The organism is Streptomyces yangpuensis, from assembly GCF_001005295.1.
In the GTDB taxonomy this organism is placed as follows: Bacteria; Actinomycetota; Actinomycetes; order Streptomycetales; family Streptomycetaceae; genus Streptomyces; species Streptomyces yangpuensis.
This window is the reverse complement of sequence record NZ_LBMK01000007.1, coordinates 113,050-139,406: the sequence shown is the minus strand read 5'-3', so window position 1 is coordinate 139,406 and position 26,357 is coordinate 113,050. Positions and strand designations below refer to the sequence as shown.

The 26,357-nt window shown below is 73.1% G+C and carries 25 protein-coding genes and 1 pseudogene; 6 read left to right on the top strand and 20 right to left on the bottom strand.

All coding sequences use genetic code 11. The features are described from left to right. Window positions 1–150 precede the first annotated feature (150 nt). Window positions 151–1,179 (bottom strand): saccharopine dehydrogenase family protein, encoded by a 1,029-nt coding sequence (locus AAT21_RS28370; protein WP_200904479.1) that lies wholly within the window; start codon window positions 1,177–1,179, stop codon window positions 151–153. A gap of 141 nt (window positions 1,180–1,320) precedes the next feature. Here AAT21_RS28370 and AAT21_RS28365 point away from each other — a divergent pair, with 141 nt between their 5' ends. Next, on the top strand, window positions 1,321–2,373 hold the full coding sequence (locus tag AAT21_RS28365) for a helix-turn-helix domain-containing protein (RefSeq protein ID WP_079026034.1): 1,053 nt from the start codon (window positions 1,321–1,323) through the stop codon (window positions 2,371–2,373). Window positions 2,374–2,427: 54 nt separating this feature from the next. Here the strand turns inward: AAT21_RS28365 and AAT21_RS28360 are convergent, their stop codons facing one another. Next, window positions 2,428–4,365: a M20/M25/M40 family metallo-hydrolase gene (locus tag AAT21_RS28360; RefSeq protein WP_046779799.1), complete on the bottom strand. Its 1,938-nt coding sequence runs from the start codon at window positions 4,363–4,365 to the stop codon at window positions 2,428–2,430. Between the two features lie 322 nt (window positions 4,366–4,687). Here AAT21_RS28360 and AAT21_RS28355 point away from each other — a divergent pair, with 322 nt between their 5' ends. Further along, window positions 4,688–6,382: a M4 family metallopeptidase gene (locus AAT21_RS28355; RefSeq protein ID WP_046779798.1), complete on the top strand. Its 1,695-nt coding sequence runs from the start codon at window positions 4,688–4,690 to the stop codon at window positions 6,380–6,382. A 99-nt stretch (window positions 6,383–6,481) separates the two neighbouring features. Here the strand turns inward: AAT21_RS28355 and AAT21_RS28350 are convergent, their stop codons facing one another. Continuing rightward, window positions 6,482–7,447, bottom strand: a complete 966-nt coding sequence (locus AAT21_RS28350; protein ID WP_046779797.1) for an LLM class F420-dependent oxidoreductase — start codon at window positions 7,445–7,447, stop codon at window positions 6,482–6,484. A 136-nt stretch (window positions 7,448–7,583) separates the two neighbouring features. On the opposite strand from AAT21_RS28350, the gene AAT21_RS37115 reads away from it, so the two are divergent. Continuing rightward, entirely contained in the window at window positions 7,584–8,186 is a 603-nt protein-coding gene (locus AAT21_RS37115; RefSeq protein WP_157879804.1) for a hypothetical protein, read from the top strand. Window positions 8,187–8,399: 213 nt separating this feature from the next. Here AAT21_RS37115 and AAT21_RS28340 read toward each other — a convergent pair whose 3' ends face one another. Then, window positions 8,400–9,068: a DUF5701 family protein gene (locus tag AAT21_RS28340; RefSeq protein ID WP_046779796.1), complete on the bottom strand. Its 669-nt coding sequence runs from the start codon at window positions 9,066–9,068 to the stop codon at window positions 8,400–8,402. A gap of 178 nt (window positions 9,069–9,246) precedes the next feature. Here AAT21_RS28340 and AAT21_RS36200 point away from each other — a divergent pair. Both AAT21_RS36200 and AAT21_RS28335 read left to right on the top strand, forming a co-directional pair. Next, a pseudogene (locus AAT21_RS36200) lies at window positions 9,247–9,380 on the top strand (transcriptional regulator); the annotation flags it as partial. A 179-nt stretch (window positions 9,381–9,559) separates the two neighbouring features. Further along, on the top strand, window positions 9,560–9,778 hold the full coding sequence (locus AAT21_RS28335; RefSeq protein WP_046779795.1) for a hypothetical protein: 219 nt from the start codon (window positions 9,560–9,562) through the stop codon (window positions 9,776–9,778). Window positions 9,779–9,878: 100 nt separating this feature from the next. On the opposite strand, the gene hypE is transcribed toward AAT21_RS28335, so the two are convergent. The 15 genes from hypE to AAT21_RS28265 form a co-directional block, all read right to left on the bottom strand. Continuing rightward, a complete protein-coding gene (gene hypE / locus AAT21_RS28330) occupies window positions 9,879–10,952 on the bottom strand; it encodes a hydrogenase expression/formation protein HypE (RefSeq protein WP_046779794.1) in 1,074 nt (357 codons plus the stop codon). Then, a complete protein-coding gene (gene hypD / locus AAT21_RS28325) occupies window positions 10,945–12,087 on the bottom strand; it encodes a hydrogenase formation protein HypD (protein ID WP_046779793.1) in 1,143 nt (380 codons plus the stop codon). Before hypD ends, hypE begins: the two co-directional genes overlap by 8 nt. Next, window positions 12,084–12,461 carry a HypC/HybG/HupF family hydrogenase formation chaperone gene (locus AAT21_RS28320; protein WP_052758022.1) on the bottom strand — a complete coding sequence of 126 codons (378 nt, stop codon included), beginning with the start codon at window positions 12,459–12,461 and terminating at the stop codon, window positions 12,084–12,086. Before AAT21_RS28320 ends, hypD begins: the two co-directional genes overlap by 4 nt. Continuing rightward, complete coding sequence (gene hypF, locus AAT21_RS28315) at window positions 12,430–14,838, bottom strand: carbamoyltransferase HypF (protein ID WP_046779791.1); 2,409 nt, start codon at window positions 14,836–14,838, stop codon at window positions 12,430–12,432. Before hypF ends, AAT21_RS28320 begins: the two co-directional genes overlap by 32 nt. Continuing rightward, the gene (gene hypB / locus AAT21_RS28310; protein ID WP_046779790.1) at window positions 14,838–15,728 is read right to left on the bottom strand and encodes a hydrogenase nickel incorporation protein HypB; all 891 of its coding nucleotides are present in this window, start codon (window positions 15,726–15,728) and stop codon (window positions 14,838–14,840) included. Before hypB ends, hypF begins: the two co-directional genes overlap by 1 nt. Before the next feature lie 3 nt (window positions 15,729–15,731). Next, window positions 15,732–16,127: a hydrogenase maturation nickel metallochaperone HypA/HybF gene (locus AAT21_RS28305; RefSeq protein ID WP_046779789.1), complete on the bottom strand. Its 396-nt coding sequence runs from the start codon at window positions 16,125–16,127 to the stop codon at window positions 15,732–15,734. 158 nt (window positions 16,128–16,285) lie between these two features. Next, the gene (locus AAT21_RS40095; protein ID WP_412180350.1) at window positions 16,286–16,390 is read right to left on the bottom strand and encodes a DUF6893 family small protein; all 105 of its coding nucleotides are present in this window, start codon (window positions 16,388–16,390) and stop codon (window positions 16,286–16,288) included. Further along, window positions 16,387–16,968, bottom strand: coding sequence for a hydrogenase maturation protease (locus AAT21_RS28300; RefSeq protein WP_046779788.1), 582 nt, complete (start codon window positions 16,966–16,968; stop codon window positions 16,387–16,389). Before AAT21_RS28300 ends, AAT21_RS40095 begins: the two co-directional genes overlap by 4 nt. Then, window positions 16,965–18,383: a hypothetical protein gene (locus tag AAT21_RS28295; protein ID WP_046779787.1), complete on the bottom strand. Its 1,419-nt coding sequence runs from the start codon at window positions 18,381–18,383 to the stop codon at window positions 16,965–16,967. Before AAT21_RS28295 ends, AAT21_RS28300 begins: the two co-directional genes overlap by 4 nt. Beyond that, entirely contained in the window at window positions 18,380–19,087 is a 708-nt protein-coding gene (locus AAT21_RS28290) for a DUF6084 family protein (protein ID WP_046779786.1), read from the bottom strand. Before AAT21_RS28290 ends, AAT21_RS28295 begins: the two co-directional genes overlap by 4 nt. After that, entirely contained in the window at window positions 19,084–19,737 is a 654-nt protein-coding gene (locus tag AAT21_RS28285) for a DUF5947 family protein (protein WP_046779785.1), read from the bottom strand. The genes AAT21_RS28290 and AAT21_RS28285 overlap by 4 nt, the downstream gene beginning before the upstream one ends. Next, window positions 19,734–20,261, bottom strand: a complete 528-nt coding sequence (locus AAT21_RS28280; protein ID WP_046779784.1) for a hypothetical protein — start codon at window positions 20,259–20,261, stop codon at window positions 19,734–19,736. Before AAT21_RS28280 ends, AAT21_RS28285 begins: the two co-directional genes overlap by 4 nt. Further along, the gene (locus tag AAT21_RS28275) at window positions 20,258–22,042 is read right to left on the bottom strand and encodes a nickel-dependent hydrogenase large subunit (RefSeq protein ID WP_046779783.1); all 1,785 of its coding nucleotides are present in this window, start codon (window positions 22,040–22,042) and stop codon (window positions 20,258–20,260) included. The genes AAT21_RS28280 and AAT21_RS28275 overlap by 4 nt, the downstream gene beginning before the upstream one ends. Window positions 22,043–22,133: 91 nt before the next feature. Next, window positions 22,134–23,189: an NADH-quinone oxidoreductase subunit B family protein gene (locus AAT21_RS28270; protein ID WP_046779782.1), complete on the bottom strand. Its 1,056-nt coding sequence runs from the start codon at window positions 23,187–23,189 to the stop codon at window positions 22,134–22,136. Between the two features lie 73 nt (window positions 23,190–23,262). Then, window positions 23,263–25,068 carry a hydrogenase maturation protein gene (locus AAT21_RS28265; RefSeq protein ID WP_079026019.1) on the bottom strand — a complete coding sequence of 602 codons (1,806 nt, stop codon included), beginning with the start codon at window positions 25,066–25,068 and terminating at the stop codon, window positions 23,263–23,265. A gap of 500 nt (window positions 25,069–25,568) precedes the next feature. Between AAT21_RS28265 and AAT21_RS36195 the strand changes: the two genes are divergently transcribed. After that, window positions 25,569–25,742 carry a winged helix-turn-helix domain-containing protein gene (locus AAT21_RS36195; RefSeq protein ID WP_235439247.1) on the top strand — a complete coding sequence of 58 codons (174 nt, stop codon included), beginning with the start codon at window positions 25,569–25,571 and terminating at the stop codon, window positions 25,740–25,742. A gap of 205 nt (window positions 25,743–25,947) precedes the next feature. On the opposite strand, the gene AAT21_RS28260 is transcribed toward AAT21_RS36195, so the two are convergent. Further along, complete coding sequence (locus AAT21_RS28260; protein ID WP_046779781.1) at window positions 25,948–26,283, bottom strand: hypothetical protein; 336 nt, start codon at window positions 26,281–26,283, stop codon at window positions 25,948–25,950. Between the last annotated feature and the right edge of the window lie 74 nt (window positions 26,284–26,357).

Genomic DNA, 26,357 nt, shown 5'->3' with positions numbered 1-26,357 from the left:
CAGGTTCGCGGTGTCGCGACATCGCAGGGTCGTGGGGTGGTGTCCTGACGTGTTCGGCCTCAAGACACCGCGTCGGCCGCCCCCGTGACAGCCTGTGGCGCAGATCACCCGACTCATGGCACGTAGGGGCGGGGCAGGGGCGGTACGCCGCTACGGGAGCAGGTCGAGGGTGACGTGCGGGGAGAGCGCCCGCAGGAAGTCGGGGGCGTCGAACATCTCGCCCGCGGCGGCGACACCGGCGGTGCGGGTGCGGCCCGTGAGGACGCGTTCGAGGGCTTCGACGACGAGCGGGGCCGTGACGGCGTAGATGTCCTGGCCGTGGGCCACCGCCCTGCGTTCGGCACCGCCGCGCCGGACGACCGCGTCGACCACGAAGGTCTGGTCGGACCGGCCGCTCTCGTCGGCGGCGGCCGGCGCGGGCGTTGCGGGGGTCGCGATGTCCTGGACGGCGTTGGCCGTCATATAGGTCGTGACCTCCGGGACGGAGAGGTGGGTGGGCACGGTCACCACGTCGGCCATCGTGAACTCCCCGATCACGGGCCGGGTGCCCGTCGGCTGCGGGAAGGGCCATTCGAGGGTGGGCGGGGCGTCGGTGCGGTACTCCCACTGGCCTGCGGTGTAGCGCAGGCGCCGCTCACCGCGCCGCTCCCGGGAGACCGCACCCGACAGCCGCGTCCCCGCGGTGGGGTGCCAGCTGCTCAGGCCGTAGGCGATGTGCACCTCGTCGGCCTCGTCCCAGTCGCCCATGGCGGTGGTGGCCAGCAGGTCGCCGAGACCGCCGAAGAAGGCCATCGCGGGGACGACGACCGCGTCGGCGGTGCGTGCCCGGTCGGCGAAGTGGGCGAAGGTGTCGATGTTGGCCTCCAGTTCGGCCGCCACGTCCAGGTACGGGATCCCGGCCCGCAGGGCGGCTTCGATCACGGGGGCGGTCGTCGAGGCGAACGGTCCGGCGCAGTTGACGACGGCGGCCGTACCGGCCAGCGCGCGGTCGAGCGAGTCCGGGTCGTCCACCGTCGCCGGGCGGGCGTCCAGCCCGGTCTCGTCCGCCAGCGCCTTCAGCTTGCCGCTGTCGCGGCCGGACAGCACGGGGACGAACCCCCGCTCCACCAGCTCCCGCACCACGAACCGACCGGTGTGCCCGTACGCGCCGAACACCGTTACCTGCTGACCCGATCCCATGAACCCGCTCCTTGGCGTGCCGAGTTGTGCGCCGGCGGGGCCTTGGCCTTCGTGGTCCGCCGTGCTCTGTCAGGAAGATCCTGGCGTGAAGCGACCCGGCACACGAGTGTCCGGAACGACATGACCCGTACACTTCCGGACGTGACCACTGTTGCGCTGGCCGTCACCGACGGCATGCTGCATTTCGAACTGTCCCTGGCGACCGAGGTCTTCGGCTCCGATCTGACCCATATCGTCGATCCCTGGTACGACTTCGCGCTGTGCGGTCCGAGCGCCGTCCAGATCGACCGTTTCCATCTGGTCCCCGACCACGGGCTCGACCGGCTCCGGCAGGCCGACACCGTGATCGTCCCCGGCTGGGCCGACGTAGACCGGGACCCGCCGGACGAACTGGTCGACGCCGTACGGGCGGCCCACGAGGCGGGGGCCCGCGTGGCCTCGCTGTGCACGGGCGCCTTCGTGCTCGCCGCCGCCGGCCTCCTGGACGGCCGGCGCGCGACCACGCACTGGGCGCACACCGAGGAGCTGACCAGGCGTCATCCTCGGGTCACGGTGGATCCCGACGTCCTCTACGTCGACAACGGCAGCGTGCTCACCTCCGCGGGCAAGGCCGCCGCCATGGACCTCTGCCTGCACCTGGTACGCCTCGACCACGGCTCGGCCGTCGCCAACACCATCGCCCGGCGCCTGGTCGTCCCTCCGCACCGCGACGGGGGCCAGGCCCAGTTCGTGACCACTCCCGTGCCCACCCCCGGCAACCATCCGCTGGCCCGCCTGTTCCCCTGGGTGCTGCAGCGATTGGACCAGGCGCTCACGGTGGAGGACCTGGCCCGTCAGGCCGGGATGAGCTCACGCCACCTGGGGCGCCACTTCAGGTCGGTGACGGGTACCACTGCGCTGCAGTGGCTGCTCACCCAGCGCATCCGGCATGCGCAGGAGCTGCTGGAGACCACCGACGACACCGTCGAGACCATCGCGACGGCCACCGGTATGGGCACCGCCACCACCCTGCGCCGTCACTTCGCCCGGACGGTCGGCGTCCCGCCGGACACCTACCGCCGCACCTTCCGTACCCGTGGCCGTACCGGGACCGGTACCGGGATGCGTACCGGGTTCAGCCCCGCCCCCGACGAGGGCACCGACGCCGCGGCGGCCATCGACCCGGCCGTCGGGGCCCTCGTCGGCAGGAGCTGACGAGGGCCCCGGCTCGGGCCCCGGCGGCCGCCTCGGGCCCGGCGGGCACCGTCCTCACAGACCGGCGAACGTCAGGGCCGCCGCGATGACGGAGCGGGCGACGGCTGCCGCGAACTCCGTGTCGTGGTCCTGGTCGACGAGGGTGTCGCCCGGGGTGTGGTACTGCCGTGTGCCGGTCCCCGGGTCTCCGTCGGGCGTGGAGAACAGGTCCTCGGAGACGGCTATGGCCGCCCACCCGCGCTCGTGGAAGCTCGCGTGGTCGCTGCGTCCCGCCGCCGGGTCGTCGAGGCCCGTCAGCTGCTGGACCTTCGCCTCGGAGTCGATGACCGGCACCGTACGGGCGACACGCTCGCCCAGCGCGTCGGACGCGCTCACGACCGGGCCCGACACGAGGGAGCCGGCGTGGATCTCGACGATGGGGGTGCTCCCCGGCTGCCGGCCCGCGATCATGTCCATCTGGAAGACGCCGGCGATGCGGTCGCCCGCCGCCGCGGCGGCGCGTGCGTAGTACTTGCTGCCGACCAGCCCCTGTTCCTCGGCGTTGAACAGCACGAAGCGCACGTTCCGGGTGGGCTTCCGCCGGCTGTCGAGGATCTTCCTGAGGCATTCGGCCGCGGCCATGACGGCAGCCGTGCCGCTGCCGTCGTCGTCGGCGCCCGGGGCGGGGTCCACCGCCGGATCGTAGGGACGCGGATCGCCGTCCGCGTCGAAGAAGAAGCCGTTCGCGGCGGTGGAGTCCATGTGCGCGCTGATGAGCACGGTGGAGTCCGCGCCCGGGACCGCGTACTCGGCCTCCACGTTCAGCAGCCGGTGGCCGCGCCACAGGAACGGGTGCAGGCGGACGGTCAGCCGGAGCTCCTCGAAGCGGCGCGCCAGCGCCTCGACGACCAGCGCGTTGTCCGCGGCCGCCGCGTCCCGGCTGCGCACCTTCAACGACCCTTCGCCCTCCAGCGGTTTGATGCCGGAGATACGCGCCACGTACCCGCTCAGCGCGTCGGCCGTCACGGCCTCACGGACCGCGGCGATCGTCTGCGGGGAGGGCACGGTGTCGTCGAAGGCCTCCACGAGCCCTGCGGGCGGGACCTCGGCAGGACGGGCGAGGAGCGCCGGGTCCGGCAGCAGCCGTTCGGTGTGTCCCGGTTTCGCGCCGGGCAGGTGGACCTCCTCGACCGGGGCTTCGGCCGGCGCGGCGAGGTAGACACCGCCGGGCGCGGGCCCCAGCGGAACGGCCGACGGGGCTCCGAGGGCTGCCAGTTCGCCTGCGACGAAGGCGAAGACGGTCGTGGCGCGCAGTGCCGCCTCGGCGTCCGTCCGGGTCGCGGCCGGCGCGTCCGCGAGCCCCTCGACGGGCGGGAGCGGACGGTTGTCGCGGACGAGGAAGGCCACCGTGTCCTCGACGCTGCCCTGCAAGTCGACTGCGTAGCCCGCTTGCTGGAGTGCTTGCACCCCGCTGGTGCTGGCCATGGCGAGTACGAGCCGTGCGGAGGCGACGTGCACCGGAACGACCTCGGCGCCGTTCACGACGGCCTCCAGGCCGGACAGGTCCCGGCCCTCCGGCAGCCCGATCCGGGCCCACAGGACGGGACGGTTCTCGATGGCCGCGAGGGCGAACACCGGGTGGGGCGCCGTGCGCATCCCCGCTTCCCGGGCGAAGGCGCGCTCCTGGGGGTCCTCGCCCACGAAGACGCACGCGCCGGGCTCGACCCCCCGCGCCTGTGCGCTCGCGACCGCCCGGTCGAAGAGCGTCCGGCTGTCCTTCGGCCCCCAGTGCACGAGATCGTCGTCGGTGAAGCGGCCGGGGAACGCCTGGTGCAGGGCCTCCGCCACGGTGGCCTCTCCCAGCGGGCCGGGGTTGGAGAGGATGCCCTTGGGAGCGTCACCGAGGGAGTCGAGGGCCGCCATGACACGCGGCAGGGGGTGGAGCGTCAGCGAGTCCCCCTCCAGGCGGGGATCCGCCAGATTTCCCCCTATGTCGAAGTGGAACACAGGCATCTGAAGTCCTCCGTGACCCGGAAGCCCGGGGGGCCGGCGGCCACGTGCCCGGCCGGTGGCCGGGCACGCTGCTCCGAGGACAGGCTCCCGACCACTCCATCGTGGTCCTGCGGCCGGGCCTCCGCAATACCCTGCGAATGCCGTTGAACGTCGCACAGTTGAAGCGAACACGGGTCCGGGTGCACCGTGCATCCCGGCGGGGCCGTCCGCTTGCCACCGGTGTCACCTGATGTGACGTTTGAAGTGAGCACGCGAAGAGAACGCGCGCGAGGGGCGGGGCAGCAGCAGCCGGGGGCGATCACGGAGGGTCGTGTGATCAGTCATGTCACAGCTGGAAAGATTCCGCTATCACTTCACCGACGACCCACAGGCGGACGCGCCTCCCGGGCCCGAGTCGGTACGCGGTGTGGGCGCCCCGGAGGGCGTCGACGAACGGAGTTTCAACTCGGCCGAGTCCGCCGCACGCTTCTACCTGGCGGAGAAGCTCGCCGTGGAGGAGGCACCGGCGCTGCGTGAGGCCGTTCGCGAGGACCGGCCCGAGCGGGTGCCCGATCTCGTACTGAGCACGGAACGCCGCCAGGCCGGTACCGGCACCACCCTCGTCCGCTTCGAGCAGACCCGGCAGGAGATCCCCGTCTTCGGCGCCGAGGTGCTGGTCGAGCTCGACGAGAACCAGCGGCTGGTGTCGGTGGACGGCAGACTCGGCGAGGTCGTGGGCGTCGACTCCGTGCCGGAACTGTCGGGCACGGAAGCTCTGGAACGCGTCAGGACGGCGACCGGCACCACGGTCGACGCCTCGGCACTGCCGCCGCCCACTCTGACGTACGTCAACCGCAACGACCAGTGGCACCTGGCCTGGCACCTGCGCGAGGTACCGGCCCAACTGCCGGAGAACCGCCGGGAGGCAGGCCAGCGCGGTCATGGCCTCGGGGCGTCGCCGCGCGAGGCATTCCCGCTCACCGGATACCTCGTCGACGCGCACTCCGGCGAGATCCTCAAGTCCTACGGGATGTCCCCCACGATCACCGTACCGATCAGGCTGGAGGGCGAGGACGAGGTCAGCGCCCGGCAGCGGTTCCACGGCAGCCGGCAGAACGGCTCCTTCCTCCTGCACGACAAGTGGCGGCAGATCGTCACCTACGACATGAAATTCGCGGACATCGACACCGCCCCGCCGCCGACCGCGGCGATCGGCTCGCCGCAGGCGGACTTCGGCGCCGGCCACCGGGCCGGGGTCTCGGCGCACGTCAATGCCGAGCGGGTGGAGAGGTACTACCGCGACCAGCTCTTCCGCAACGGTATCGACGATGCCGACATGGACCTGGTCTCCCTGGTCAACTGCACCTACCGCCTGGACGGCCCTGGGCCCGAGTGGTTCAACGCGGTCTGGTTCGACAGGCGGATGTGGTACGGCCAGGTGTCCGAGGGAGGCCGTCTGGTCAGCCTGGCCAAGCATCTCGACGTCATCGCACACGAGATGACCCACGGGGTGATCGAGACCTCCAGCGACCTGATCTACCAGGACCAGTCCGGCGCCCTGAACGAGTCGCTGTCGGACACGATGGGCGTCCTCATCGCCAACTGGTACGAGGCGCCGGACCGCAGCGACGTCGGCACCTGGAGCTGGGAGATCGGAGCCGGGTTGGGCGGCAACGGGAAACCGCTGCGCGACATGAGCGATCCCACCCGGACGGGCGATCCCGACCACATGGACGACTTCCTGGTCACGTCGAGCGACAACGGCGGTGTACACACCAACAGCAACATCCACAACAAGGCCATGTTCAACCTGCTCACCTCGGTGGACGATGAGGGCCGGCCGGTCCTCAAGGTCGAGGAGTGGGCGCTGCTGATCTATCTCGCCCTGGTGCGGCTGCTGAGGGAGTCGGACTTCTCGGACATGCGGCGCGCCCTGCGGGACGTCACCGGCACGTACCTCTTCGGGAACCCCGAGCTGCAGAGCGCCGCGCAGGCGGCGATCAACCAGGCGTACGACAAGGTGGGCATCACCGCCTGACCGCCCTGACCGCCCTGACCGCCCCGACCGGTCCGAACCGGCCCGAACCGGTCCGAACCGGTCCGACCGGGGCAGCCGGGCCGCGCGGTCCGTACGGTGTCACAGTGCGCGCAGGGCGGGCAGCAGGGCCGAGCGGGCCCAGGCGAGGAAGGGTTCCTGCTGGTCGCCGCCGATCTGGACCAGGGCGACCTCGGTGAAACCGGCCTCGGCGTAGCGGCGTACCGCGTCGGTGACGGCGTCCACGTCGTCGCCACACGCAATGGTGTCGGCGACGTCCTCGGGGCGTACGTACCGGGTCGCGTCGGCGAAGCAGGCCGGGTCCGGGAGTTCGGCGTTGACCTGCCAGCCGCCCAGTGCCCAGCGGAACTGGTCGTGGGCCCTGCGTACGGCCGCCTCCCGGTCGGGGTCGTAACTGACGGGCAGCTGTCCCACGCAGGGCTTGCCGGAGCCGCCGTGCTCGCCGAACGCGGTCACCAGGTCGCGCTCCGGCGCGACGGCGACGAGCAGGTCGCCGAGCCGCCCCGCGAGCGCGCAGGAGGCCGGGCCGGAGGCCGCGATCCCGATCGGCGGCGGTACGTCGGGGAGGTCCCACAGTCTGGCGTCCTCGACGTCGAAGTGGGTGCCGTGATGGCTGACGAGGTCACCGTCCAGGAGGGAGCGCACGATCCCCACCGCCTCTTCGAGCCGCTCCAGACGCACGTCGGAGGCCGGCCAGCCCGGGCCGACGACGTGCTCGTTCAGGTTCTCGCCCGAGCCGAGCCCGAGCCTGAACCGGCCCTGCGACAGGATCTGCATCGTGGCGGCCTTCTGCGCGACCACCGCGGGGTGGTAGCGGAAGGCCGGGCAGGTCACGTACGTCATGAGCGGGATCCGGGTGGTGGCCTGCGCGGCGGCACCCAGGACGCTCCATACGTAGGGGGCGTGGCCCTGGGAGTCCAGCCAGGGGAAGTAGTGGTCGGAGGCCACCGAGAAGTCAAAGCCCGCCCGCTCGGCCCCCACCACGTGGTCCACCAGCTCCCGGGGGCCGGCCTGCTCGGTCATCATCGTGTATCCGATGCGCACCATGCCAGGCGCCTTGCCACTGCCGCCGCGTCGAAACCTCCGGGCCCGGGGCGCTCGGACCGCTCTGCGCGCTCGGTGGCGGCCAGGCGTGGGTACGGTGTTCGGAGGGGAGCCGCACCGTAGGAAGGCGGTGGCTGCCATGGCACATGTGACGGTGGAAGGGGGCGAGGTCGTCGTGCGGCTGGGGCTGCGCGAGGGCCTGGCCGCGCGGCGGCGACAGGTACGGGTACCGGTGTCGGCCCTGCGCGAGGTGCACGTCGAGCGGAGCTGGTGGCGCGTCCTGCGCGGCCGGGCCGGTTCCGGAACGTGGTCGCCGGGGCGGTGCAGCGGGGTCCGCAACCGGCCCGACGGCAAGGACTTCATCGCGGTGAAGGCACAGAGCACGGTGCTCTGCCTGGAACTGGCCGAGGGCGCGCCCTTCCGGCGGGTGGCCGTCTCGGTCCCGGATCCGGAGCGGGCGGAGCGTACGGTCCACGAGGCGATGCCGCAGGAGCCCGGGCCCGAGACCGGGCCGGGGCCGGGGACCGATACCCGGGACGCACCGCGCAGGCCACCGCTCCAGCACGAGGGCGGCACGGCGGACGACCACGGCCGACAGCCGGGGGCCCCGTCGCGGACGGGCAGCGGTGCGGGGCGGCCGCCGCTGGACTCCGAGCGGGTTGAGCGGGCCAACGCGGACCGCGTACGCCACGACCATGTCGTCCACCCACACGGCCACCCGGGACACCCCGGGGCCGGCTAGCCTGGCCCGCGGCGCCCGGCACCGCACCTCGCCGCGTTGTCGGGGCGCCCAGGTACGTCCCGTACTCGTCGCGCCTCTCCGCCTCGCGATGCTTCCCCTCGGTCCTGCGGGCCTGGCGGACCGGTACCCGTTCCGCTGCCACCCCGCCCCGGGCGGCCTGAGCCGGCGGCGAGCGGCGACCTGTACCGGCTCTGCAGCGGGGACGTTCGCAGGTCAGGGCCTACGGCCCGTGGCGGAGGCGAAGCCGAGCCAGGTGTGGCGGTTGCCCCACCAGCACCAGCCGACCTTGGGTGCGTTGCGCCGCTCGCGGCCGTCTCGTCCCGAACCGTTGCTGATCCAGATCGCCGGGGTGCGTGTGTCCAGTGCGCCGTTCGCCTTGCGGAGCCGGGAGCCGATGGTCATGAAGCAGTGGTTGCGCTCGAGAGCCGCGGGCTGCTGGAGCACCCAGTGGATGCCTTCCGTCAGCAGCAGGGGGCTGCGGTGCTCCTCGGTGAGGGCGGGCAGTGCCTCTTCGGGGCTCCAGTTGGCCATGCGGTCGCCGCGGTCGATACCGGTGACGAGATAGAGAGGGGCGTCCGGCAGGCCGATGCCGTGGGGGGCGAAGTCGTCGACGTCGGGCATGTCGACGACGACGAAGCCGGACTTGCCGTCGCGCTGGAGCAGCGGCACGAGGGCAGAGGCGGCGACGCGGCCGGGATGGACGGCGAGCAGGGTGTCGTTCCCGGCGTCGGCGGTGCCCGCGGCGGCGCCGGCCGCGGCGAAGGCGCGCAGGTCGTCGGCGGTCATCCCGGCGAGCTCGTGCACCCCGAGCTCGATCAGGCGCTCTGCCTGAGAGGTGAGCGGGGGCAGGGGGGTCACGGCGGCGGACGCGGTGTCGGGCAAGGGACTCCTCGGTCTCCAGTGGGACTTGACAGTCTTTCAACGGGGCGCGGCGGCGGAATGTTCCCGGTGCGGGCCCCGGGGCCGCCGACCGCGCGGACGCCGCGGCAGAGGTGCCGGCCGGCTTGGCGTTCTGCCGGTGCTCGGACAGAACGAGGACGATGCGGCGTGCTGCGCGCCGATGGTCCGCGAGCCGCTCGGGGAGGATGCCGCAGCCGAGCTGTCACGGATGTTCAAGGCCTCTCGGACCCGATCCGGTTGCGGCTGCTGTCCCTGATCGCCTCCCACCAGGGCGGCGAGGCGTACATGTACGACACCGTCATCGGCCGACACCGCGGAACGTGGCGCGACGTCGTCCTCGTCGAACGCCGCAGCCCCGCAATCACCTGATCGGTACCGACCGGGCCGGCGCCGCTTCCGCGCCGGGTTTGGACGGCGGCGGAGGGGTAGTCGCAGAGTGGGGACCGGCGCGCACGGAAGGGGTGTGAGCGGTCATGGCTGACGACAGGGGCGAGAAGAGCCGTACGCCGGGCAGCGGGCGCGAGGAGCGGATCCGGGGGCGGTCCCCGGACCCGGACCGGATGAGGACGGGCGGCCGGCCGCGCTCCCCGGACGAGATCGCGCACGAGCGGGGGCGCGAGGACGCGACGATGCGGGACGTGATGCGGGACCTGGACGAGCAGGATCTGGACGACATGCGAGACGACCGCTGACTGACCGGCCCACCCCCACTCCCACCCGGCCACACCCCCGCTGCCCGGCAGCGGGGGGCGGGCAGCGGGGGACGGGGGACGGGGGACGGGGGACGGGGGGTCAGCAGATTCTGGGGAGTTGTTCGCCGATCGGGAGGTCCACCACCCGGGTGCCGCCGAGGGCGGTGCGGGCCACCACCAGGCCCGGGTGGGCGTCCACGGCCTCGCCTACGACCGTCGCGCCGCGGCCCAGCGGATGGGCGCGCATGGCCTCCAGTACGGCCTCGGCGTGCTCGCGCGGCACGAAGGCCACCAGCTTGCCCTCGTTCGCCACGTACAGCGGGTCGAGGCCGAGGATCGCGCACGCGTTGGCGACGGCGGCGGGGACCGGGACGGCCCGCTCGTGGATCACGACGCCGGTGCCCGAGGCGGCGGCGATCTCGTTCAGTGAGGCGGCCAGCCCGCCCCGGGTGGGGTCGCGCAGGACGTGCAGGTCGGGGGTGACGGCGAGCATGCTCCGGACGAGACCGCCGAGGGCGGCGCAGTCGCTCTCGACGTCCACCCCGAACTCCAGGCCCTCCCGGACGCTCATGATCGCCACTCCGTGGAGGCCGATCTCCCCGCTGACGATCACGACGTCACCCGGCACGACCCGCTGCGGCCGCAGATCCACGCCGTCGGGGATGATCCCGATGCCCGCGGTGTTGATGTAGACGCCGTCACCGTGGCCCGCCTCGACGACCTTGGTGTCGCCGGTGGCGACCTCCACGCCCGCCGCCCGCGCCGCGGCGCCCATGGCCTCGGCGACACGCGCCACCACGGACATCTCCACCCCCTCCTCCAGGATGAAGCCGCAGGACAGGTACGCCGCCTGCGCCCCGCTCATGGCCAGGTCGTTCACGGTGCCGTTGACCGCGAGGTCCCCGATCGAGCCTCCGGGGAAGAAGAGCGGGCGCACCACGTACGAGTCGGTCGAGAAGGCCAGCCGCACGCCGCCGAGGGTGACGGCCGCGGAGTCCCCCAGCTGGGCCAGCACGTCACCGCCGAAGGCGGGGGCGAACAGGTGCTGGACCAGCTCCGCGGAGAGCGCGCCACCACCGCCGTGGCCCATCACCACGCGCGGGCGGTCGCGCAGCGGGGCCGGGCAGGTCCAGCCCGTGATGTCGAGGGTGGGGGTGGTCGCGGTGTCAGACAACGGGGCTCGCCTCCAGCGGGGTGGTCGCGGCGGTGGGAACGGTCCCCAGCTCCAGCCGCCGGTAGAGGTAGTACGCGGCGCAGGCCCCCTCGCTGGAGACCATGGTGGCGCCGAGCGGGCTGCGCGGGGTGCACAGGGTGCCGAAGGCCTCGCACTCGTGCGGTTTCAGCAGCCCCTGGAGCACCTCGCCGCTGCGGCACTCGGCGGGCTCGCGGGTGTTGATGCCGCTGACCGCGAAACGCTGTTCGGCGTCGAAGTCGCGGTAGCGGGCGGACAGCCGCCACCCGCTGTCCGGGATCACGCCGATGCCGCGCCAGGCCCGGTCGGTGACCTCGAAGACATCCTCCAGCATGGCGAGGGCCGCCGGGTTGCCCTCGGGGCGGACGGCGCGCGCGTAGGCGTTGTCGACGGTGTGCTCGCCGCGCTCCAGCTGCCGCACGGCGCGGCGTACGCCCTCCAGGATGTCCAGCGGCTCGAATCCCGTGACCACGATGGGCACCCGGTGGCGCGCGGCCAGTTCGGGGTACTCGCTCACGCCCATCACACTGCACACGTGCCCGGCTGCCAGGAAGCCCTGGACGCGGCAGCTCGGCGACCGCATGATCGCCTCGATCGCCGGAGGGACCCGGACGTGGGAGACGAGCAGGCTGAAGTTGTGGATGCCGAGCTTCTTCGCCTGGTGGACGGTCATGGCGTTGGGCGGGGCGGTGGTCTCGAAGCCGATACCGAAGAACACCACCTGGCGCTGCGGGTTCTCCCGGGCGATCCGCAGGGCGTCGAGCGGGGAGTAGACGACGCGTACGTCGCCGCCCTCGCTGCGCACCTGGAAGAGGTCGCGGCCGGTGCCGGGCACCCGGAGCATGTCCCCGAACGAGCAGAAGATCACGTCGGGGCGGGAGGCGATCTCCAGTGCCTTGTCGATGACCTCCAGCGGGGTGACGCACACCGGGCACCCCGGGCCGTGGATCAATTCGACCTGTTCGGGCAGGAGTTGGTCGATCCCGTGCCGGATGATGGTGTGGGTCTGGCCGCCGCACACCTCCATCAGGGCCCAGGGGCGGGTCACGGTGGCATGGATGTCGTCGAGCAGCCGGCGGGCGAGGGCGGGGTCCTGGAACTCCTCGATGTACTTCACAGCTGGCCTCCTTCCGCCTGGGCGTGCCGGGATGCGGCGGTCTCTCCGGCGGACGGCCCGTCGGCGGACGGCCCGTCGGCGAAGGGCCACGGGGAGTCGGCGCCGGCCTGGGCGGCCGCCTGCTCCCACGGGTCGCCGAACTCCTCCTGCAGCATGCCGAGTTCCTCGAAGAGCGCGAGGGTCTGCCGGGCCGACTCCTCGTCGAGTCGTTGCAGCGCGAACCCCACATGGACGATGGCGTACTCGCCGACCTGGAGGTCCGGCAGGTACTCCAGGCACACCTCCTTGTGGACCCCGCCGAAGTCGACGGTAGCCATGCGGGTGCCGTCCTTCTCCCCGATGTCAAGCACTCTGCCGGGTACCGCCAGGCACATGGGCTTCTCCTTGGTGTGGGTGGTTCTGCGGTGCGGCGGCGGCCGCCACCATGAGCTGGCCGAGAGACAGCCCGCCGTCGTTCGGGGGTACCCGGCCGTGGCGCAGGACGGTGAAACCGGACGCCCGCAGCGTGCGGGCGCACGCGGAGGACAGCAGGGTGTTGGCGAAGACGCCGCCGGTCAGCGCGACGGTGTCCAGGCCGTGCCGCTCGCGCGCGAGTCCGCACAGCTCGACGACGAGGGCGGCGACACCGGCGTGGAAGCCGGCGGCGATCGGCCCGGCACCGGTGCCCGCGCGTACGTCGGCCACGACGGCCGCGAGCAGCGGCGCCGGGTCGGCGACGACCGGGCCGGTGCCGGGGTGCGGCGGGACGCGCAGCCCGAAGGCGTAGCCGGGGCCGGCCGCGCCCGCGCCGAGGGCCGCGGCCTCCAGCTCGATCGCGGCCTGCGCCTCGTAGCCGGCGTGGTGGCAGACGCCCGCCAGGGAGGAGACGGCGTCGAAGAGCCGCCCCATGCTGGAGGTCGGCACGCAGTTCAGGCCGCGCTCCAACTGGCGTTCCAGTACGCGCAGTTCGTCGGGCGGACAGGCGGCGACGCACGGCAGGTCCGGGGTCCGGGCCAGGCCGGCCGCGCGCAGGTGGGCCAGGGCCATCCGGTACGGGCGGTGCACGGCCGCGTCGCCGCCGGGCAGCGGTACGTAGCCGAGGTGGGCGAACCGGGTGTACCCGGCGTAGTCGGCGAGGAGGACCTCGCCGCCCCACACGGCGCCGTCGTCGCCGTAGCCGGTGCCGTCGAAGGCGACGCCGATCACCGGGTACTCGCCGTCCAGGCCGTGTTCCGCCAGGGCCGAGGCGATGTGCGCGTGGTGGTGCTGCACGCGGACGAGGGGCCGGGTTCCGGCGGTGCGCAGCGCCCACCGGGCGGAGCGGTAGCCCGGGTGGCGGTCCGCCGCGAGGAGTGCGGGGCTGACGCCGGTGATGGACTCCAGCTGCCGCTCGGCGCGTTCGAGGGCGGACTGGGTGGCGAGGTCGTCCATGTCGCCGATGTGGGCGGACAGCCAGGCCTTGCGCCCCTCGCCGAGGCAGAAGGTGTTCTTGAGGTCGCCGCCTGCGGCGAGGGTCGCGGGGACAGGGCGGGGCAGCGTCATCGGCAGCGGGGCGTAGCCGCGGGCTCGGCGTACGGTCAGCGTCTCGCCGTCGCAGACCCGCACCACGGAGTCGTCGCACGGTACGTGGATGGGGCGGTCGTGGGTGAGCCAGGCGTCGGCCAGGCCGGCGAGCCGTTCCAGGGCCTCGCCGTCGTCGGTGACGATGGGCTCTCCGGCGAGGTTCCCGCTGGTCATGACGAGCAGGCGGGGACCCGGCGGGTCACCGGGCAGGCCGAGCAGCAGGTGATGGACGGGGGTGTACGGGAGCATCACGCCGAGGTCGGGACAGCGCGGGGCGACGCCCTCGGCGAGTACGCCGAGCGCACCGCCCCCGGGGTCCGCGGCGCCGCGGCGGCGCAGCAGCACGATGGGGCGTACTCCGCCCTGGAGCAGGGCGCGCTCCTCGGGGCCGATGTGCGCGTACTGTTCGGCGTCCTTGAGGTCCCGGGCCATCAGGGCGAAGGGCTTGTCCCCGCGGGCCTTGCGGCGGCGCAGCTCGGCGACGGCGCCGGGGTGGGTGGCGTCGCAGGCGAGGTGGTAGCCGCCCAGGCCCTTGACGGCGAGGATCGCCCCGGCCGCCAGGAGCCGGCGGGCCCCGGCGACGGGGTCCTGGTCCGGGGTGTCGTCCGTGGTCCCGCCGGGGGGCCGTCCGGTGAGCAGGGTCAGCCGGGGGCCGCAGGCCGGGCAGGCGACCGGCTGGGCGTGGAAGCGGCGGTCGGCGGGGTCGCCGTACTCGCGGGCGCAGTCGGGGCACATGGGGAAGCGGGCCATGGTGGTGTGGGCGCGGTCGTAGGGCAGCCCGGTGACGATGGTGAACCGCGGCCCGCAGTGGGTGCAGGTGATGAAGGGGTGCCGGTGGCGCCGGTCGGCGGGGTCCGCGAGTTCGGCGAGGCAGTCGGCGCAGGTGGCGACGTCCGGCGAGACGAGCGTGCGGGCGGGGCCGCCGGTCCGGGAGGCGACGATGGTGAATCCGGTGCCGCCCGCGACGGGGACCTCGTGGTGGTCGACCGCGTCCACGACGGCCAGGGGCGGGGCGTCCGCCGCGAGGTGTTCGCAGAACAGGGTGACGGCGGCCGGTGCGCCCTCGACCTCGGCGACGACGCCCTCGGGGGTGTTGGTGACGTGCCCTGCGAGGCCGAGCCCGGTCGCGCGCGTGTAGACGTAGGGGCGGAAGCCGACGCCCTGGACCACGCCGCGGACGGTGACGCGGCGGCGCTGCACCGCCTCCATCAGCGGGTCTGCGCGGCGGGCTCGGTGTGCGGGGGCCGCCGGTCGTGATCGCGGCCACCGGTACCGCCGTCACCCTGGGGGTGCGTGTGGCCGGACCCGTGGTGGTGGTCGTGGTGGTGATGGTGGTGGTCGGACCCACGGTCGTGATCTTGGCCGTGGCCGTGCAGGTGTCCGTGTCCGTGGTCGTGGCCCTGTGCCGGCTGCCGGCGGGCCATCACGGGGGTGTGCGTCCCGGCGCCCGATCCGGCCGCCAGCGCCCGGTCCAGCAGGATGCCCAGGCCTCCGCCCGCGCGGGCGGAGGTCATGACGATCTCCACGCCGGGATTGACCCGCTCGACGTTGGCGCGGAAGGCCGCCTCGTCGAACTCGACGGCCCGCGCGATGTCGGTCTTGGTGACGACCACCAGCTGCGCGAGTCCGAACGCGGTCGGGTACTTCAGCGGCTTGTCCTCGCCCTCGGTGACCGAGGCGAGCACCACGCGCAGCGTCTCCCCCAGGTCGTAGCTCGCCGGGCAGACCAGGTTCCCCACGTTCTCCACGAAGAGGATCCGGGTGTCCTCGGGCAGCCAGCCGTCCAGGTGCCGGCCGAGCATCCCGGCCTCCAGGTGGCACAGCCCGTCCGTGAGCACCTGCTTGACCGGTACGCCCGACCGGGCGAGCCGCAGCGCGTCGTTCTCGGTCGCCAGGTCCGCCGTCAGCGCGGCGACCGCCACGCCCCGTTCCCGGGCGAGGAGCAGTTCGCGCTCCAGGAGCGCCGTCTTGCCGCTGCCGGGGCTGGAGAGCAGGTTGACCACCGTCGTACCGCGGGCTGTGAGTCCGGTGCGCAGGGCCCGGGCGGCGCCGTCGTTCTTGGCGAGTACCGCCTGCCGCAGATCGACCACTCGGCACATGGTTCAGGCCTCCTCGGGAATCGGTTCGCGGGTACGGGCACCGGCGGAGCCGTCCTCCCAGCGGACGCTGAGGATCTCCAGCTCGCGGCCCGACAGCAGTTCCACGTCGGTAGCCCTGTCGCATGTGGGGCAGCACAGCTCGGGGGGCATCCCCACGGCCCAGGTGCCGGGGCAGGTCGTGCAGCGGGCGTGGGCCGCCACGGTTTCGGTGACGAGTTCGGCCCCTTCGAGGACCGTTGCGGCACAGGCCAGTTCGAAGCAGAAGGCCAGCGCGTCGGGCACCACCCCCGCCAGCTCGCCCACCTGGAGCCGTACGGACGTGACGGCGTGCGCGCCGCCCGCCCTGGCGGCCTCTTCCACCTGGCCCACGACGGCCATGGCGATCGACATCTCGTGCATCGGTCTCCGTCCTGCCGGGGCTCATTACACCGGCGGGGCGGGGGTGCGGCGGGCGGGCACGCCGGTGCGCGGCACCCCCCGTACTCCGTTCGGCGGGGGGTGCCGCGGCAGCCGGGTCACATACGGCGCATGCGGCGGGGGGTGCCGCGGCAGCCGGGTCACATACGGCGCATGCGCAGATAGCGCCTGATGTCGGGGAATACCTGCACCAGGACGGCAGCCAGGGCGGCGACGGCGGCCCCGCTGATGACGGCCTTCTTCATGGGGTTCTCCTCAGTTCGCGGCGGGGTGCGCCGGCTTCGTCGGGGGCCGGGGGGTCGAGCAGATCGAGGGCCATGCGGACGGCCCGCGGTACGGCTGCGGCCACGGGTGCGCTCAGTCCGATGCCCTCCTCGACGCGGGAGGGTTCGCAGCCGAGGACCAGCGTGCGGCGCGGAGGGGTGGCGCCGGTCCCGGCGCACAGGGTGCCCAGCAGGGCCAGGACGGTGTCGGGTGACATGTGGTGGCCGTCGAGTACGGGGCCTTCGCCGGGTCCCGCGGCCGGTGTGCCGGGTGACGCGGCACCGGCACCGGCTCCCGTGCCCGCCACGGCCTCGGCCTCGGCCTCGATGAGGTAGAGGGTGCCCGGTTCGCCGCCGCGGTCGGTGGCGTCGACCAGGACGAGCGTGTCGTAGCCGTCGAGGAGCTGGTAGGCGAGGTGGACCCCGCGCACGCCGAAGTCCACCACCTCGACCCCGTCGGGCAGCGGGTGCGCGGCCAGGGCCCGTACGGTCTCCACGCCGAAGCCGTCGTCGCCGAGGAAGACGTTGCCGATGCCCGCGATCAGGACCCTGGGGTTCACGTGTCCTCCAGCGGGGTGACCTCGTCGGGCTGGAAGTAGAGGAAGCGGCCCTGTTCCCGGCGGATGTCCGCGCCGGGGTCGTCCTCCACCGTGACGGCGAGGTGCACTCCCCCGTCGACGTCGTGCAGGACGGCTTCGACGTGTGCGGCGCGGCCGTGGAGGAAGAGGTCCTGGGCGTCGGTGCGGCGCGGTCCGGGGCGGAGCAGGACCCGGCTGCCGGGGCCGACCGGGGTGCCGTCGACGCTGATCCGGTCGCGGGCCGGGTCGGCGGTGTCGGCCCGGGCGGGGTCCCACCAGGGGGTGTCCGGCCTGAACACGGCTTCCTCGTCGGGGATTTCGGTGATCTGTTCCGGCCCGTGCCCGCCGTCGACCTCGCGCAGCGAGCGCACCGCGCCGTGCAGCCGTTCCAGGACCTCGGGGGGCAGGGAGTCGGCGAGGTCGATGACGGCGGCCGCCCGGGCGTCGGTGCCGCGTGCCTCGCGTTTCTCCTGCTCGGTCAGGGCCGCCGTGCGCAGGGCGAGGATCTCGTCGATCTCGGTGGCGTCGTACATGGCACCCGCGCTCTCGGGGGCGATGGCCGGGTGGTCCTCCAGGATGATCGGGGAGGACAGGACCACGTCGGCGCGGCCCGCCCCGCCGGCGAGCACCGGCCAGGTGTGGCGGTTGTCGCAGGCTGCGACGGCCTCCCGGGCCCATTCGGGCGGGTCGGTCATCGACAGGAAGGAGCCGGAATCGAGGCCCAGCAGGAGGTGGGCGGCGACCAGTGAGCGGGGCAGGGCCGCCTCGCGGTCGGCGTCGGCCGCGCCCGCCGGGGCCCACGGGCTGGTGTTCTCCACGACCGCCGTGAGCCGGAACACCCGGTAGGCGCCGTCGAGTTCCACGGCGCGCAGCCGCAGGACGCCCTCGATCTCCTCGGTGCGCCGCACCAGGCGGCCCGCCGTCCGCCCGTCGGTGTCGAGGACGGCCTCGGTGTCGTCGCGGGCGGGGCGGGTGAACGGGACGGTGACGCCGTCGCCGGTCAGCTCCGCCACGCGGAAGGAGAGTTCGACGTGTTCCTCGGTTCCTTCGTCCCAGGGGACGAGGACCCGGTCGGCCAGGTGCAGCTCGTCGGTGTCGGCGAAGCCCCCGTCGTCCAGGGCCCGCTGGACCGTGCGCCGCTGCGCGTGCAGGAAGCGCAGCTCCAGGGCGAGTGTCGCGTCGCCCCTGGGCTCCATCAGGACCTCGGTCCGCTGGAAGGCGTGCTCGCCGTGGGCGGGCCCCCATGCGGGGGGTACGAGGACCCCGAACTGCCAGCGCAGCCGGTTCTTCGCGGCGGAGGCCCGGTAGGGGTAGAGGACGTACCCCTCCAGGAGGACGGCGTCGGCCACCTGCCGGGCGGCGGCGAAGCGTGGGTCCGCGGTGGTGGCCGTGGTCACGGGGAGGTCCTCTCGGTGAGGCGCGGGCGCAGGGCTCCCGGCCGGACGGACCCCGGCCGGGGCGGGGGCGGCCGGTCCGGGCCGGCCGCGTCCAGCAGGGCGCGTACGGTCGCCTCCCAGGAGGCGAGCGCGTGGCGGGAGCGGTAGGCGAGCAGTTCGGCCATCATGTCGGCGGGCAGCCGGAGCCAGCCGCAGCCGGGGAAGTGCTGCTCGACCATCTCGCGCCAGACGGCCACGGGCATCCGGCAGGTGGCTTCACGGTCCCAGGGCACGGGCTCGACCCGGAAGCCGCCGTCACCGGCGAAGGCGGTGCCGGAGAACAGCATCAGCAGGGGTACCTCGCCGTCCCGCAGGGCTTCGAAGTACCGGGCCGCGGCGATGTCCATGTCGTATGTGCAGGGCACGACCAGGTCCGTCTCGGTCTCCCCGGTGAAGCCGGGCACCATCACCGACACCTGGGCGAACTGCACCGGCTGGAGCGTGGTGCCCCACCGGGAGCGTTCGCCGAACAGGTCCGTGAGGCCCTCGGCCTCGGCGGGGCCGTAGCCGCGCCGGGCCGGTTCGATGCGGATCTGGCAGCGCAGGGCCATGGCGTGCACGCGGGTGTCCGGGTCGGCGGTGATACGCAGCCGGAAGACGAGGGTGGGGCCCGCGGCGTACGGGTCGGCCCGGACCCCGGTGCAGGAGAAGCCGAAGCCGGTCATGAGCGGTCCCCCGTGGGCGCCACGGGCCTGGCCCGCCGTTGGACGTCGTCGAAGAAGGCGCGGAGCGCGGCCCGTGCCTCGGCTCCTCCGTCGAAGCCCTGCCACAGCATCCGCATGCGGCCCACCAGTTCGTAGCAGACGTCGATCGGCACCAGGAAACAGCCGGAGCGGCCCTCCCAGCGGTGCACGAGCAGCGCCTCCGTGTCGGGTTCGAGCATCGTGGCGAGCGGCGCGCCGTCGAGGACCTGCTGCCAGGTCTGCGGGTCGAGTTCGCTCTCGGTCGCCCCGGCCGGGCTGGGATAGAGCGCGACCAGCCGGTCGAGTGCGGCGTTGCGGAAGAAGAAGGCGACGCCGACGGGGATCTGGAGCCGTTCCCACAGCCCCTCGTCGAGGTGGTGGCCCGGGTCGGTCAGGTACCGGTCGGGGACCGCCCGGTAGCGGCCGGTCCGGGTGCCGGGCCGGTCGAACAGCAGGGAGCAGGCGGTGCAGGCGCAGACCAGCGTCCGCTTCTCGGTCTCGACGAGGTGGCGGTGCCCGTCCGGGGGCACCGCCAGCCCGCACAGCTCGCAGGTCTCGGGCCGGGGCGGGCGCGGGCCGGTGAACCGGCGCAGCCCGCGCGGGCCCCCCGTACGGACGGCGGGCCCGCTCACGGCACCCGCGCCGGGCTGTGCGGCCGGGTGCCGATCTGCAGCAGTGCGGGCTGCGGGGCGGGGGCGGGCTCCATCTCCACGCTCGTCACCTCGGGGGCGAAGCAGGTGAGGGTGTCCTCCAGGGTGCGCCGGGCGGCCTCCTCGCCGCCGGGGCCGCAGCCGCAGCCGGTGGGGGCGGCTGCGGGGCGCAGCCGCAGGATGCCGGTGCTCTCGTCGAAGCCGAGCAGTTCGACCGGGTCGGGGGCGCCGGCCAGGGCGCGGGTGATCCGGGTGTGCACGTCCTCGGGGTGCAGGCCGTGCAGGGAGAGCAGGCTCGCCACGAGTTCGTCGTCCGCGGCCGCCGCGAGCGGGCCGTCGCCGAGCTGCGCGGCGATCCGGGCGAGCCCGGCGCCGTAGAACTCCATGAGTACCCGGACCAGTTCCTCGGCGGCCTCGCACGCCGCGCGGTCGCCGGTGGCGGCCAGCCGGTCGAGGACCTCCTCGACGCGGCGGCCCGCCTCCCGGGCGTCGACGGCCGCGCTCATCCGCCCAGTCCGCTCAGGCCGGTGGGGACGTGCATGGTCTTCACCGTCTTGCCGCCGCCGACGTACATGTGGACGCCGCAGGGCAGACAGGGGTCGAAGCTGCGCACGGCGCGCATGATGTCGATGCCCTTGAAGTTCTCCGGGGTGTTCTCCTCGAAGATCGGGGTGTTCTGCACGGCGTCCTCGTACGGTCCGGGCGTGCCGAAGGTGTCGCGGGTGCTGGCGTTCCACGGCGTCGGCGGGTAGGGGTGGTAGTTGGCGATCTTGCCGTCGCGGATGACCATGTGGTGCGAGAGGACGCCGCGGACGGCCTCGGTGAAGCCGACGCCGATGGACTCGTCCGGGACCTCGAACTTCTCCCAGGTCTGGGTGCGTCCGGCGCGGACCTCGGCGAGGCCCTTCTCGGCGCAGTGCAGGGCGATGGCGGCCGCGTACGCCTGGAAGTAGGTGCGGGCGCGGTTGCGTTCCAGCGCGTTGCTCCACTTCGGGATCTTCCACTCGAAGCGGGTCTCGGGCTTGGTCATCGTGCGGGGCAGGTTGATGACGACGCTGTGCCCGGTCGCCTTGACGTAGCCGACGTCGACGAGGCCGGACAGGGCCGTGGACCACAGGCGGGCGATGGGGCCGCCGCCGGTGTCGAGGGCGAGGTGGTCCTTGCCGTCGAACCAGCGCGGGGACATCACCCAGCTGTACTTGTCGTCGAAGTTCCGCTTCTGCGGGGCCGGGATGGTGTGCTGGTTCCACGGGTGGCGGGGGTCGACCGGGTTGCCGAGCGGGTCGTGCGTGACGAACTGCTCCTTGCCCTCCCAGTCGTCGTAGTACGAGCTGCCGAGCAGGATGCGGATGCCGAGGTTGATCTCGGTGAGGTCGTTGGTGACGAGTTTGCCGTCCACGACGACGCCCGGGGTGACGAACATCTTCCGTCCCCAGTCGGTCATGTTGGCGTAGGTGAAGTCGCAGTGCTCCGGGTCGTTGAGGGCGCCCCAGCAGCCGAGCAGCACCCGGCGGCGGCCGACCTCCTCGTAGCCGGGCAGGGCCTCGTAGAAGAAGTCGAAGAGGTCGTCGTGGAGCGGGACGACGCGCTTCATGAACTCGACGTACCGCATGAGGCGGCTCATGTAGTCCGTGAAGAGCTGGACGGAGGCGACCGTGCCGACGCCGCCCGGGTAGAGCGTGGAGGGGTGCACGTGGCGCCCCTCCATCAGGCAGAACATCTCGCGTGTGTACCGGCTGACCTGGAGGGCCTCGCGGTAGAACTCGCCCTCGATGGGGTTGAGGGAGCGCATGATGTCGGCGATGGTGCGGTAGCCGTGCTCGCCCGCGTGCGGGGCCTCGGTGCGCTCGGCCAGTTCCAGGACGCCGGGGTTGGTCTCGCGGACCATCTTCTCGCAGTAGTCGACCCCGACCAGGTTCTCCTGGAAGATGTTGTGGTCGAACATGTACTCCGCGGACTCGCCCAGGTTGATGATCCACTCGCCGAGGTGCGGCGGCTTCACCCCGTAGGCCATGTTCTGCGCGTAGACGGAGCACGTGGCGTGGTTGTCACCGCAGATCCCGCAGATGCGGCTGGTGATGAAGTGCGCGTCGCGGGGGTCCTTGCCGCGCATGAAGACGCTGTAGCCGCGGAAGACCGACGAGGTGCTGTAGCACTCCGCGACGCGCTTCTGCTTGAAGTCGATCTTCGTGTGGATGCCGAGACTGCCGACGATCCGGGTGATCGGATCCCAGGCCATCTCCACCAGGCCGCTGCCGTCGCCGGCCGCCTTCGTGTTCGGTGCCATCGTGTCTGCCGTGACCCTTCTTCGGTGCGTTCTGGGCGTTGTCTGCGGGCGTTGTCTGCGGGGTTGGGCGCAGGGGTGCGGAGCGGGGCCGTCACCAGGGCGGGCGGTAGCCCGTGGTCAGGCTGCGGCCGGTACGCCGCCACTTCGGCTCCTCGTCCACGGTGTGGGCGGTGACCGAGCGGAGCTTGCGGATCAGCGCCCCGTACGCCCCGCTCGCGGTGACGGAGAGCTTCGCGCCGGGGGGCTCGTCCATGAAGGGCATGAACTTGTCGGGGAAGCCGGGCATGGTGCAGGCGATGCAGATGCCGCCGACGTTGGGGCAGCCGCCGATACCGCTCATCCAGCCGCGCTTGGGGACGTTGCACTTCACGACGGGACCCCAGCAGCCCAGCTTGACCAGGCACTTCGGGGAGTCGTACGTGTCGGCGAACTGCCCCTGCTCGTAGTAGCCGGCGCGGTCGCAGCCCTCGTGGACGGTCGCGCCGAACAGCCAGGTGGGGCGCAGCTTGTCGTCGAGGGGGATCATCGGGGCCGATCCCGCCGCCTGGTAGAGCAGGTAGGTCAGGGTCTCCGAGAAGTTGTCCGGCTGGATCGGACAGCCGGGCACGCACACGATGGGGATGCCTGCCTGCGACTTCCAGTCCCAGCCCAGGTAGTCGGGCACGCCCATGGCGCCCGTCGGATTGCCCTCCATCGCGTGGATGCCGCCGTACGTGGCGCAGGTGCCGATGGCGACGACGGCGAGCGCCTTGGGGGCCAGCCGGTCGATCCACTCGCTGGTGGTGATGGGCTGGCCGGTCTCCGGGTCGTCGCCGAACCCGCACCAGTAGCCCTCGGGCTTGATCGACTCGTTGGGGATCGAGCCCTCGACGACCAGGACGAACGGATCGATCTCGCCGCGCTCGCCCTTGAAGAACCACTCGATGAAGGTGTCCGCGCCGCCGACCGGGCCGCATTCGAAGTCGATCAGGGGCCAGTGCACGGCGATTTTGGGGAGACCCGGCAGGGTGCCGGTGACGATCTCCTCGATGCTCGGCTGCATGGCCGCCGTCAGGGACACGGAGTCGCCGTCGCAGCTCAGACCCGCGTTGATCCAGAGGATGTGGATCACGGGGTCTTCGACCGGGTCCTTCGTCACTGCGGCCATGCGCTGCCTCCTCGGGGAGGGGATCAGGGTGTGAGGGGGACGTGAGGCGGTCTGCCTCGGCCCACATTTCTTGCTAACAGCTGCCGGGGCCGGACGCCGCGTCTGATGCGGCCAGTCCAGTGACGCCGGCTCCGGAACCGGAACCGGAGCCGGAGCCGGAGCCGGAACCTGCGCCGGAACCTGCGCCGCGGCGGTCCGCGGCGGCGCGGGCGAGGTGGGCCGGGGTCGCGGCGGGGCACTCCTTGCGCACGAAGGCGCGGCGCAGGGCGTGGTAGGGCGCGTCGGGGTCGAAGAAGGTCCGGCGCATCCGCGCCAGCTCGGCGGCCCGGTAGGCAGCGAGCGGGCGGCGCGCCTCGTGCAGTTCGCGTTCGGCCTTCTTCGCGGCGATCCGGGAGGCGGTGGCGGGCAGGGCGGCCAGGCGGGCCGCGAGGCACTCCGTCTCGCGGGAGAAGTCCGCGGGTGCGCAGTCGACCGTACGGTCGACCAGCCCGACCCGGTGCGCGGCGGCGGCCCCCAGCGGCAGCGCCTCGGAGGTGAGGCGCACCGCCAGGCCGGCTCCGACGCGGCGGGGCAGGGTGTACGTCCAGTACTCCGAGCCGAACAGCCCCATCAGGCGGTAGTGCGGGTTCAGGACGACACCGGCACGGCACCAGACCTCGTCGGCGGCGAGGGCGAGCATGACCCCGCCGGCGGCGGCGTTGCCGCCGAGGGCGCTGACCACGAGACGGTCGGTGGTGGACAGCACCGCTTCGACCAGGTCGTCCATCGCGTTGATGTTCGCCCAGGACTCCTCGGCGGGGTCGTCGGCGGCCTCGATGACGCCCAGGTGGATGCCGTTGGAGAAGAAGTCACGCCCGCCGCCGAGGACCAGGACGGTGGTGGGGCGGGTGCAGGCGGTCCGGTACGCGTCCAGCAGGCGGCGGCAGTGCGCGGTGCTCATGGCGCCGCCGGGGAAGGAGAACGACAGGAAGCCCGTCCGCCCCTCCTCGTGGTAGCCGATGTCGGACCAGGCGGGCCGGTACGGCCCGGCGTCGGGCGGTGCGGGGAGTTCGGGCAGCGGCGGCAGCCGGTCGCCGAGGGCGAGCGTCGCGGGGAGCCGCGGGCCACCGGCCGGCCGTCCCGCTGCGCGGGGGGCGCGCAGCTCGGGGATCCAGACGGCCCCGTCGGCCGTGGCCCGGCAGACCGCGCCGGCCCGGGTGGCGAGCAGTTCGCCGGGGTGGCCGCGCAGGTCGTCCTCGCGGTGGCCGCCGTGCAGGTACCAGTCGGCGCCGAGCAGGTGGTCGCGTACGCCGGGCTGCGAGTCGGCGGCGCGCAGGACGCGCAGGACGCGTTCGGTGCCGTCGGCTGCCCAGTCGATGCGGCGGCCGTCCTGGCGCAGGAACGGGCGGGCCCGGCCGCCGGCCTGAGGCTGCGGAACGTACGTACCGGAGGCGAAGCGCTCCACGGCGAGCAGGACGGCCTCCAGCGCCGCGTCGGCGATCTCACCGCGGTAGAGGTCGCTCTTGCCGACGGGGGGCACGGGGCAGTCCGCCGCCGCCCAGACGTCCCCGGCGTCCATCTCGGCGTTGGCCTGCAGCACGGTGACGCCCCAGCGGGTCTCGCCGTCCTGGACCGCGTGGTCGAGGGAGGAGGGGCCGCGGTCGCCGACCGGACCCGGGTGGACGACGAGACAGGTGTACGCGGCCCAGACCTCCTCGGGGATGGCGGTGCGCAGCATCGGCGCGAGGACGAGGTCGGGGTCGTGGCGCCGTACGGTGTCGGCCAGGGGGACGTCGGGCAGGGCCAGTTCGACCGCCACCCGGTGGCCGTGGTCGCGCAGCTCGGCGTGGACCCGCTGGGTGAGGCTGTTGAACGCGCTCGCGACGAGCAGGACGTACACATGGTCTCCCGGCGGCGGCCCGGGGCCCACCGCGTCGCGGTGCCGGGCCTGATCGGCGGCTGGTGACCGGAGCGTGACCGGCCGCCTGCGATGCTCGTCCCCGCGGGGCGGGGGGTGGCCGAAGCGGAGCGGCGATGTCACCCGAAAGCGCGCCGGGGGGAGCCGCTCGGCTTACACGGGTCCCCTGCGGTGCCCCTGCGGGGTTGCTCGGCGGGTTTGCTTTGCGGGGCTCCGGCCAGGTCGTGTGGCGGGCCCCTGCGGGGTTGCTTTGCGGGAGTCCGGCCGGAGCGGTGGCCCCTGCGGGGCTGCTCGGCGGATTCCGGGCTTGCTTCGCGCGATTGGGATCGCCCTGCGCGGCGGGACACAGGCGTGGCGGGTCGGTCGGGGGGCCGGGCCCCTGCGGGGTCGCTCGGCAGGTTCCGGGGTTGCTTCGCGGTGTCGGGATCGCCCTGCGGGCCCCGGGTTGCGGGCACGGTGGAGCGGGGTCGGGGGGTCGGCGCGTGCTCCTTGTCCCGGCTGTACCCGGTGGTCGCGCCTCGTCCTGCGGGACCCTGCACCGGCTGGGCTGGTCACCCCAGGTCCCCGCGCACCGGGCCGTCGAGCGGGCCGAACAGGCCGTGGCCAAGTGGCGGCCGAAGCAGTGGTCACAGGTAAGAGGACTGCTCAGCGCCTGAGCGCGTGGCCAGTCTTCGAGGACGAGGCCGGCCAGGACCTGCGGCTCGGCCAAGATTTTCGTGATGCGGTGACGGAACGTCACACCGATCGTGTGCCGGCAGCCCTTTCCTCAGCTGCTTTTATGCAGGTGGGGAGGGGTTCTGCGGTCCACCGGAGTCCGTGGCTGTGCGTCGGACTCCGTGGTTGTTGCCGTCGCTCCTGCCGTCAGGGGCCTGGGGTCTCGGGCGGGTCAGGGATGCGGTTGCCGCGTGACTCGGCGACCCGGAGCGCGTCGGCCAGGGCTTCGGTCAGCCGGCAGGCAAGCCAGCGGTACTCGACGGCCGACAGCTCCTTGGCTCCGGGCGCCACGACCTGCCGGGCGTACTCCAGGAGTTCCTCGCCCATGTCGAGTTGTACTTCTTCGATGCTGTCGGCGAGTGAGGAGAGGTAGCCCCTGCCGTCGGTGCTGAGGTAGCAGGGGTTCCCGTCCTGAGTGGTCCATGGCAGTAAGCGGGGACCGGTCACGCCTGCTGCCGCGTCGTGCAGGTCTCTGCGGCGCATGCGGTCCGCGTCGGTCCTGGATGTGCTCACCGTGCACCCCCACCTGGGTCGCCGAATGGAATACGGCGACCGTA

What these genes read in the sequence shown, in the direction of transcription:
- AAT21_RS28370 (WP_200904479.1), bottom strand. Translation starts at nt 1,179, where the DNA reads ATGGGATCGGGTCAGCAGGTAACGGTGTTCGGCGCGTACGGGCACACC.
- AAT21_RS28360 (WP_046779799.1), bottom strand. Translation starts at nt 4,365, where the DNA reads ATGCCTGTGTTCCACTTCGACATAGGGGGAAATCTGGCGGATCCCCGC.
- AAT21_RS28355 (WP_046779798.1), top strand. Translation starts at nt 4,688, where the DNA reads ATGTCACAGCTGGAAAGATTCCGCTATCACTTCACCGACGACCCACAG.
- AAT21_RS28350 (WP_046779797.1), bottom strand. Translation starts at nt 7,447, where the DNA reads ATGGTGCGCATCGGATACACGATGATGACCGAGCAGGCCGGCCCCCGG.
- AAT21_RS37115 (WP_157879804.1), top strand. Translation starts at nt 7,584, where the DNA reads ATGGCACATGTGACGGTGGAAGGGGGCGAGGTCGTCGTGCGGCTGGGG.
- AAT21_RS28335 (WP_046779795.1), top strand. Translation starts at nt 9,560, where the DNA reads ATGGCTGACGACAGGGGCGAGAAGAGCCGTACGCCGGGCAGCGGGCGC.
- AAT21_RS28320 (WP_052758022.1), bottom strand. Translation starts at nt 12,461, where the DNA reads ATGTGCCTGGCGGTACCCGGCAGAGTGCTTGACATCGGGGAGAAGGAC.
- hypF (WP_046779791.1), bottom strand. Translation starts at nt 14,838, where the DNA reads ATGGAGGCGGTGCAGCGCCGCCGCGTCACCGTCCGCGGCGTGGTCCAG.
- hypB (WP_046779790.1), bottom strand. Translation starts at nt 15,728, where the DNA reads ATGTGCCGAGTGGTCGATCTGCGGCAGGCGGTACTCGCCAAGAACGAC.
- AAT21_RS28305 (WP_046779789.1), bottom strand. Translation starts at nt 16,127, where the DNA reads ATGCACGAGATGTCGATCGCCATGGCCGTCGTGGGCCAGGTGGAAGAG.
- AAT21_RS40095 (WP_412180350.1), bottom strand. Translation starts at nt 16,390, where the DNA reads ATGAAGAAGGCCGTCATCAGCGGGGCCGCCGTCGCCGCCCTGGCTGCC.
- AAT21_RS28290 (WP_046779786.1), bottom strand. Translation starts at nt 19,087, where the DNA reads ATGACCGGCTTCGGCTTCTCCTGCACCGGGGTCCGGGCCGACCCGTAC.
- AAT21_RS28280 (WP_046779784.1), bottom strand. Translation starts at nt 20,261, where the DNA reads ATGAGCGCGGCCGTCGACGCCCGGGAGGCGGGCCGCCGCGTCGAGGAG.
- AAT21_RS28275 (WP_046779783.1), bottom strand. Translation starts at nt 22,042, where the DNA reads ATGGCACCGAACACGAAGGCGGCCGGCGACGGCAGCGGCCTGGTGGAG.
- AAT21_RS28270 (WP_046779782.1), bottom strand. Translation starts at nt 23,189, where the DNA reads ATGGCCGCAGTGACGAAGGACCCGGTCGAAGACCCCGTGATCCACATC.
- AAT21_RS28260 (WP_046779781.1), bottom strand. Translation starts at nt 26,283, where the DNA reads ATGCGCCGCAGAGACCTGCACGACGCGGCAGCAGGCGTGACCGGTCCC.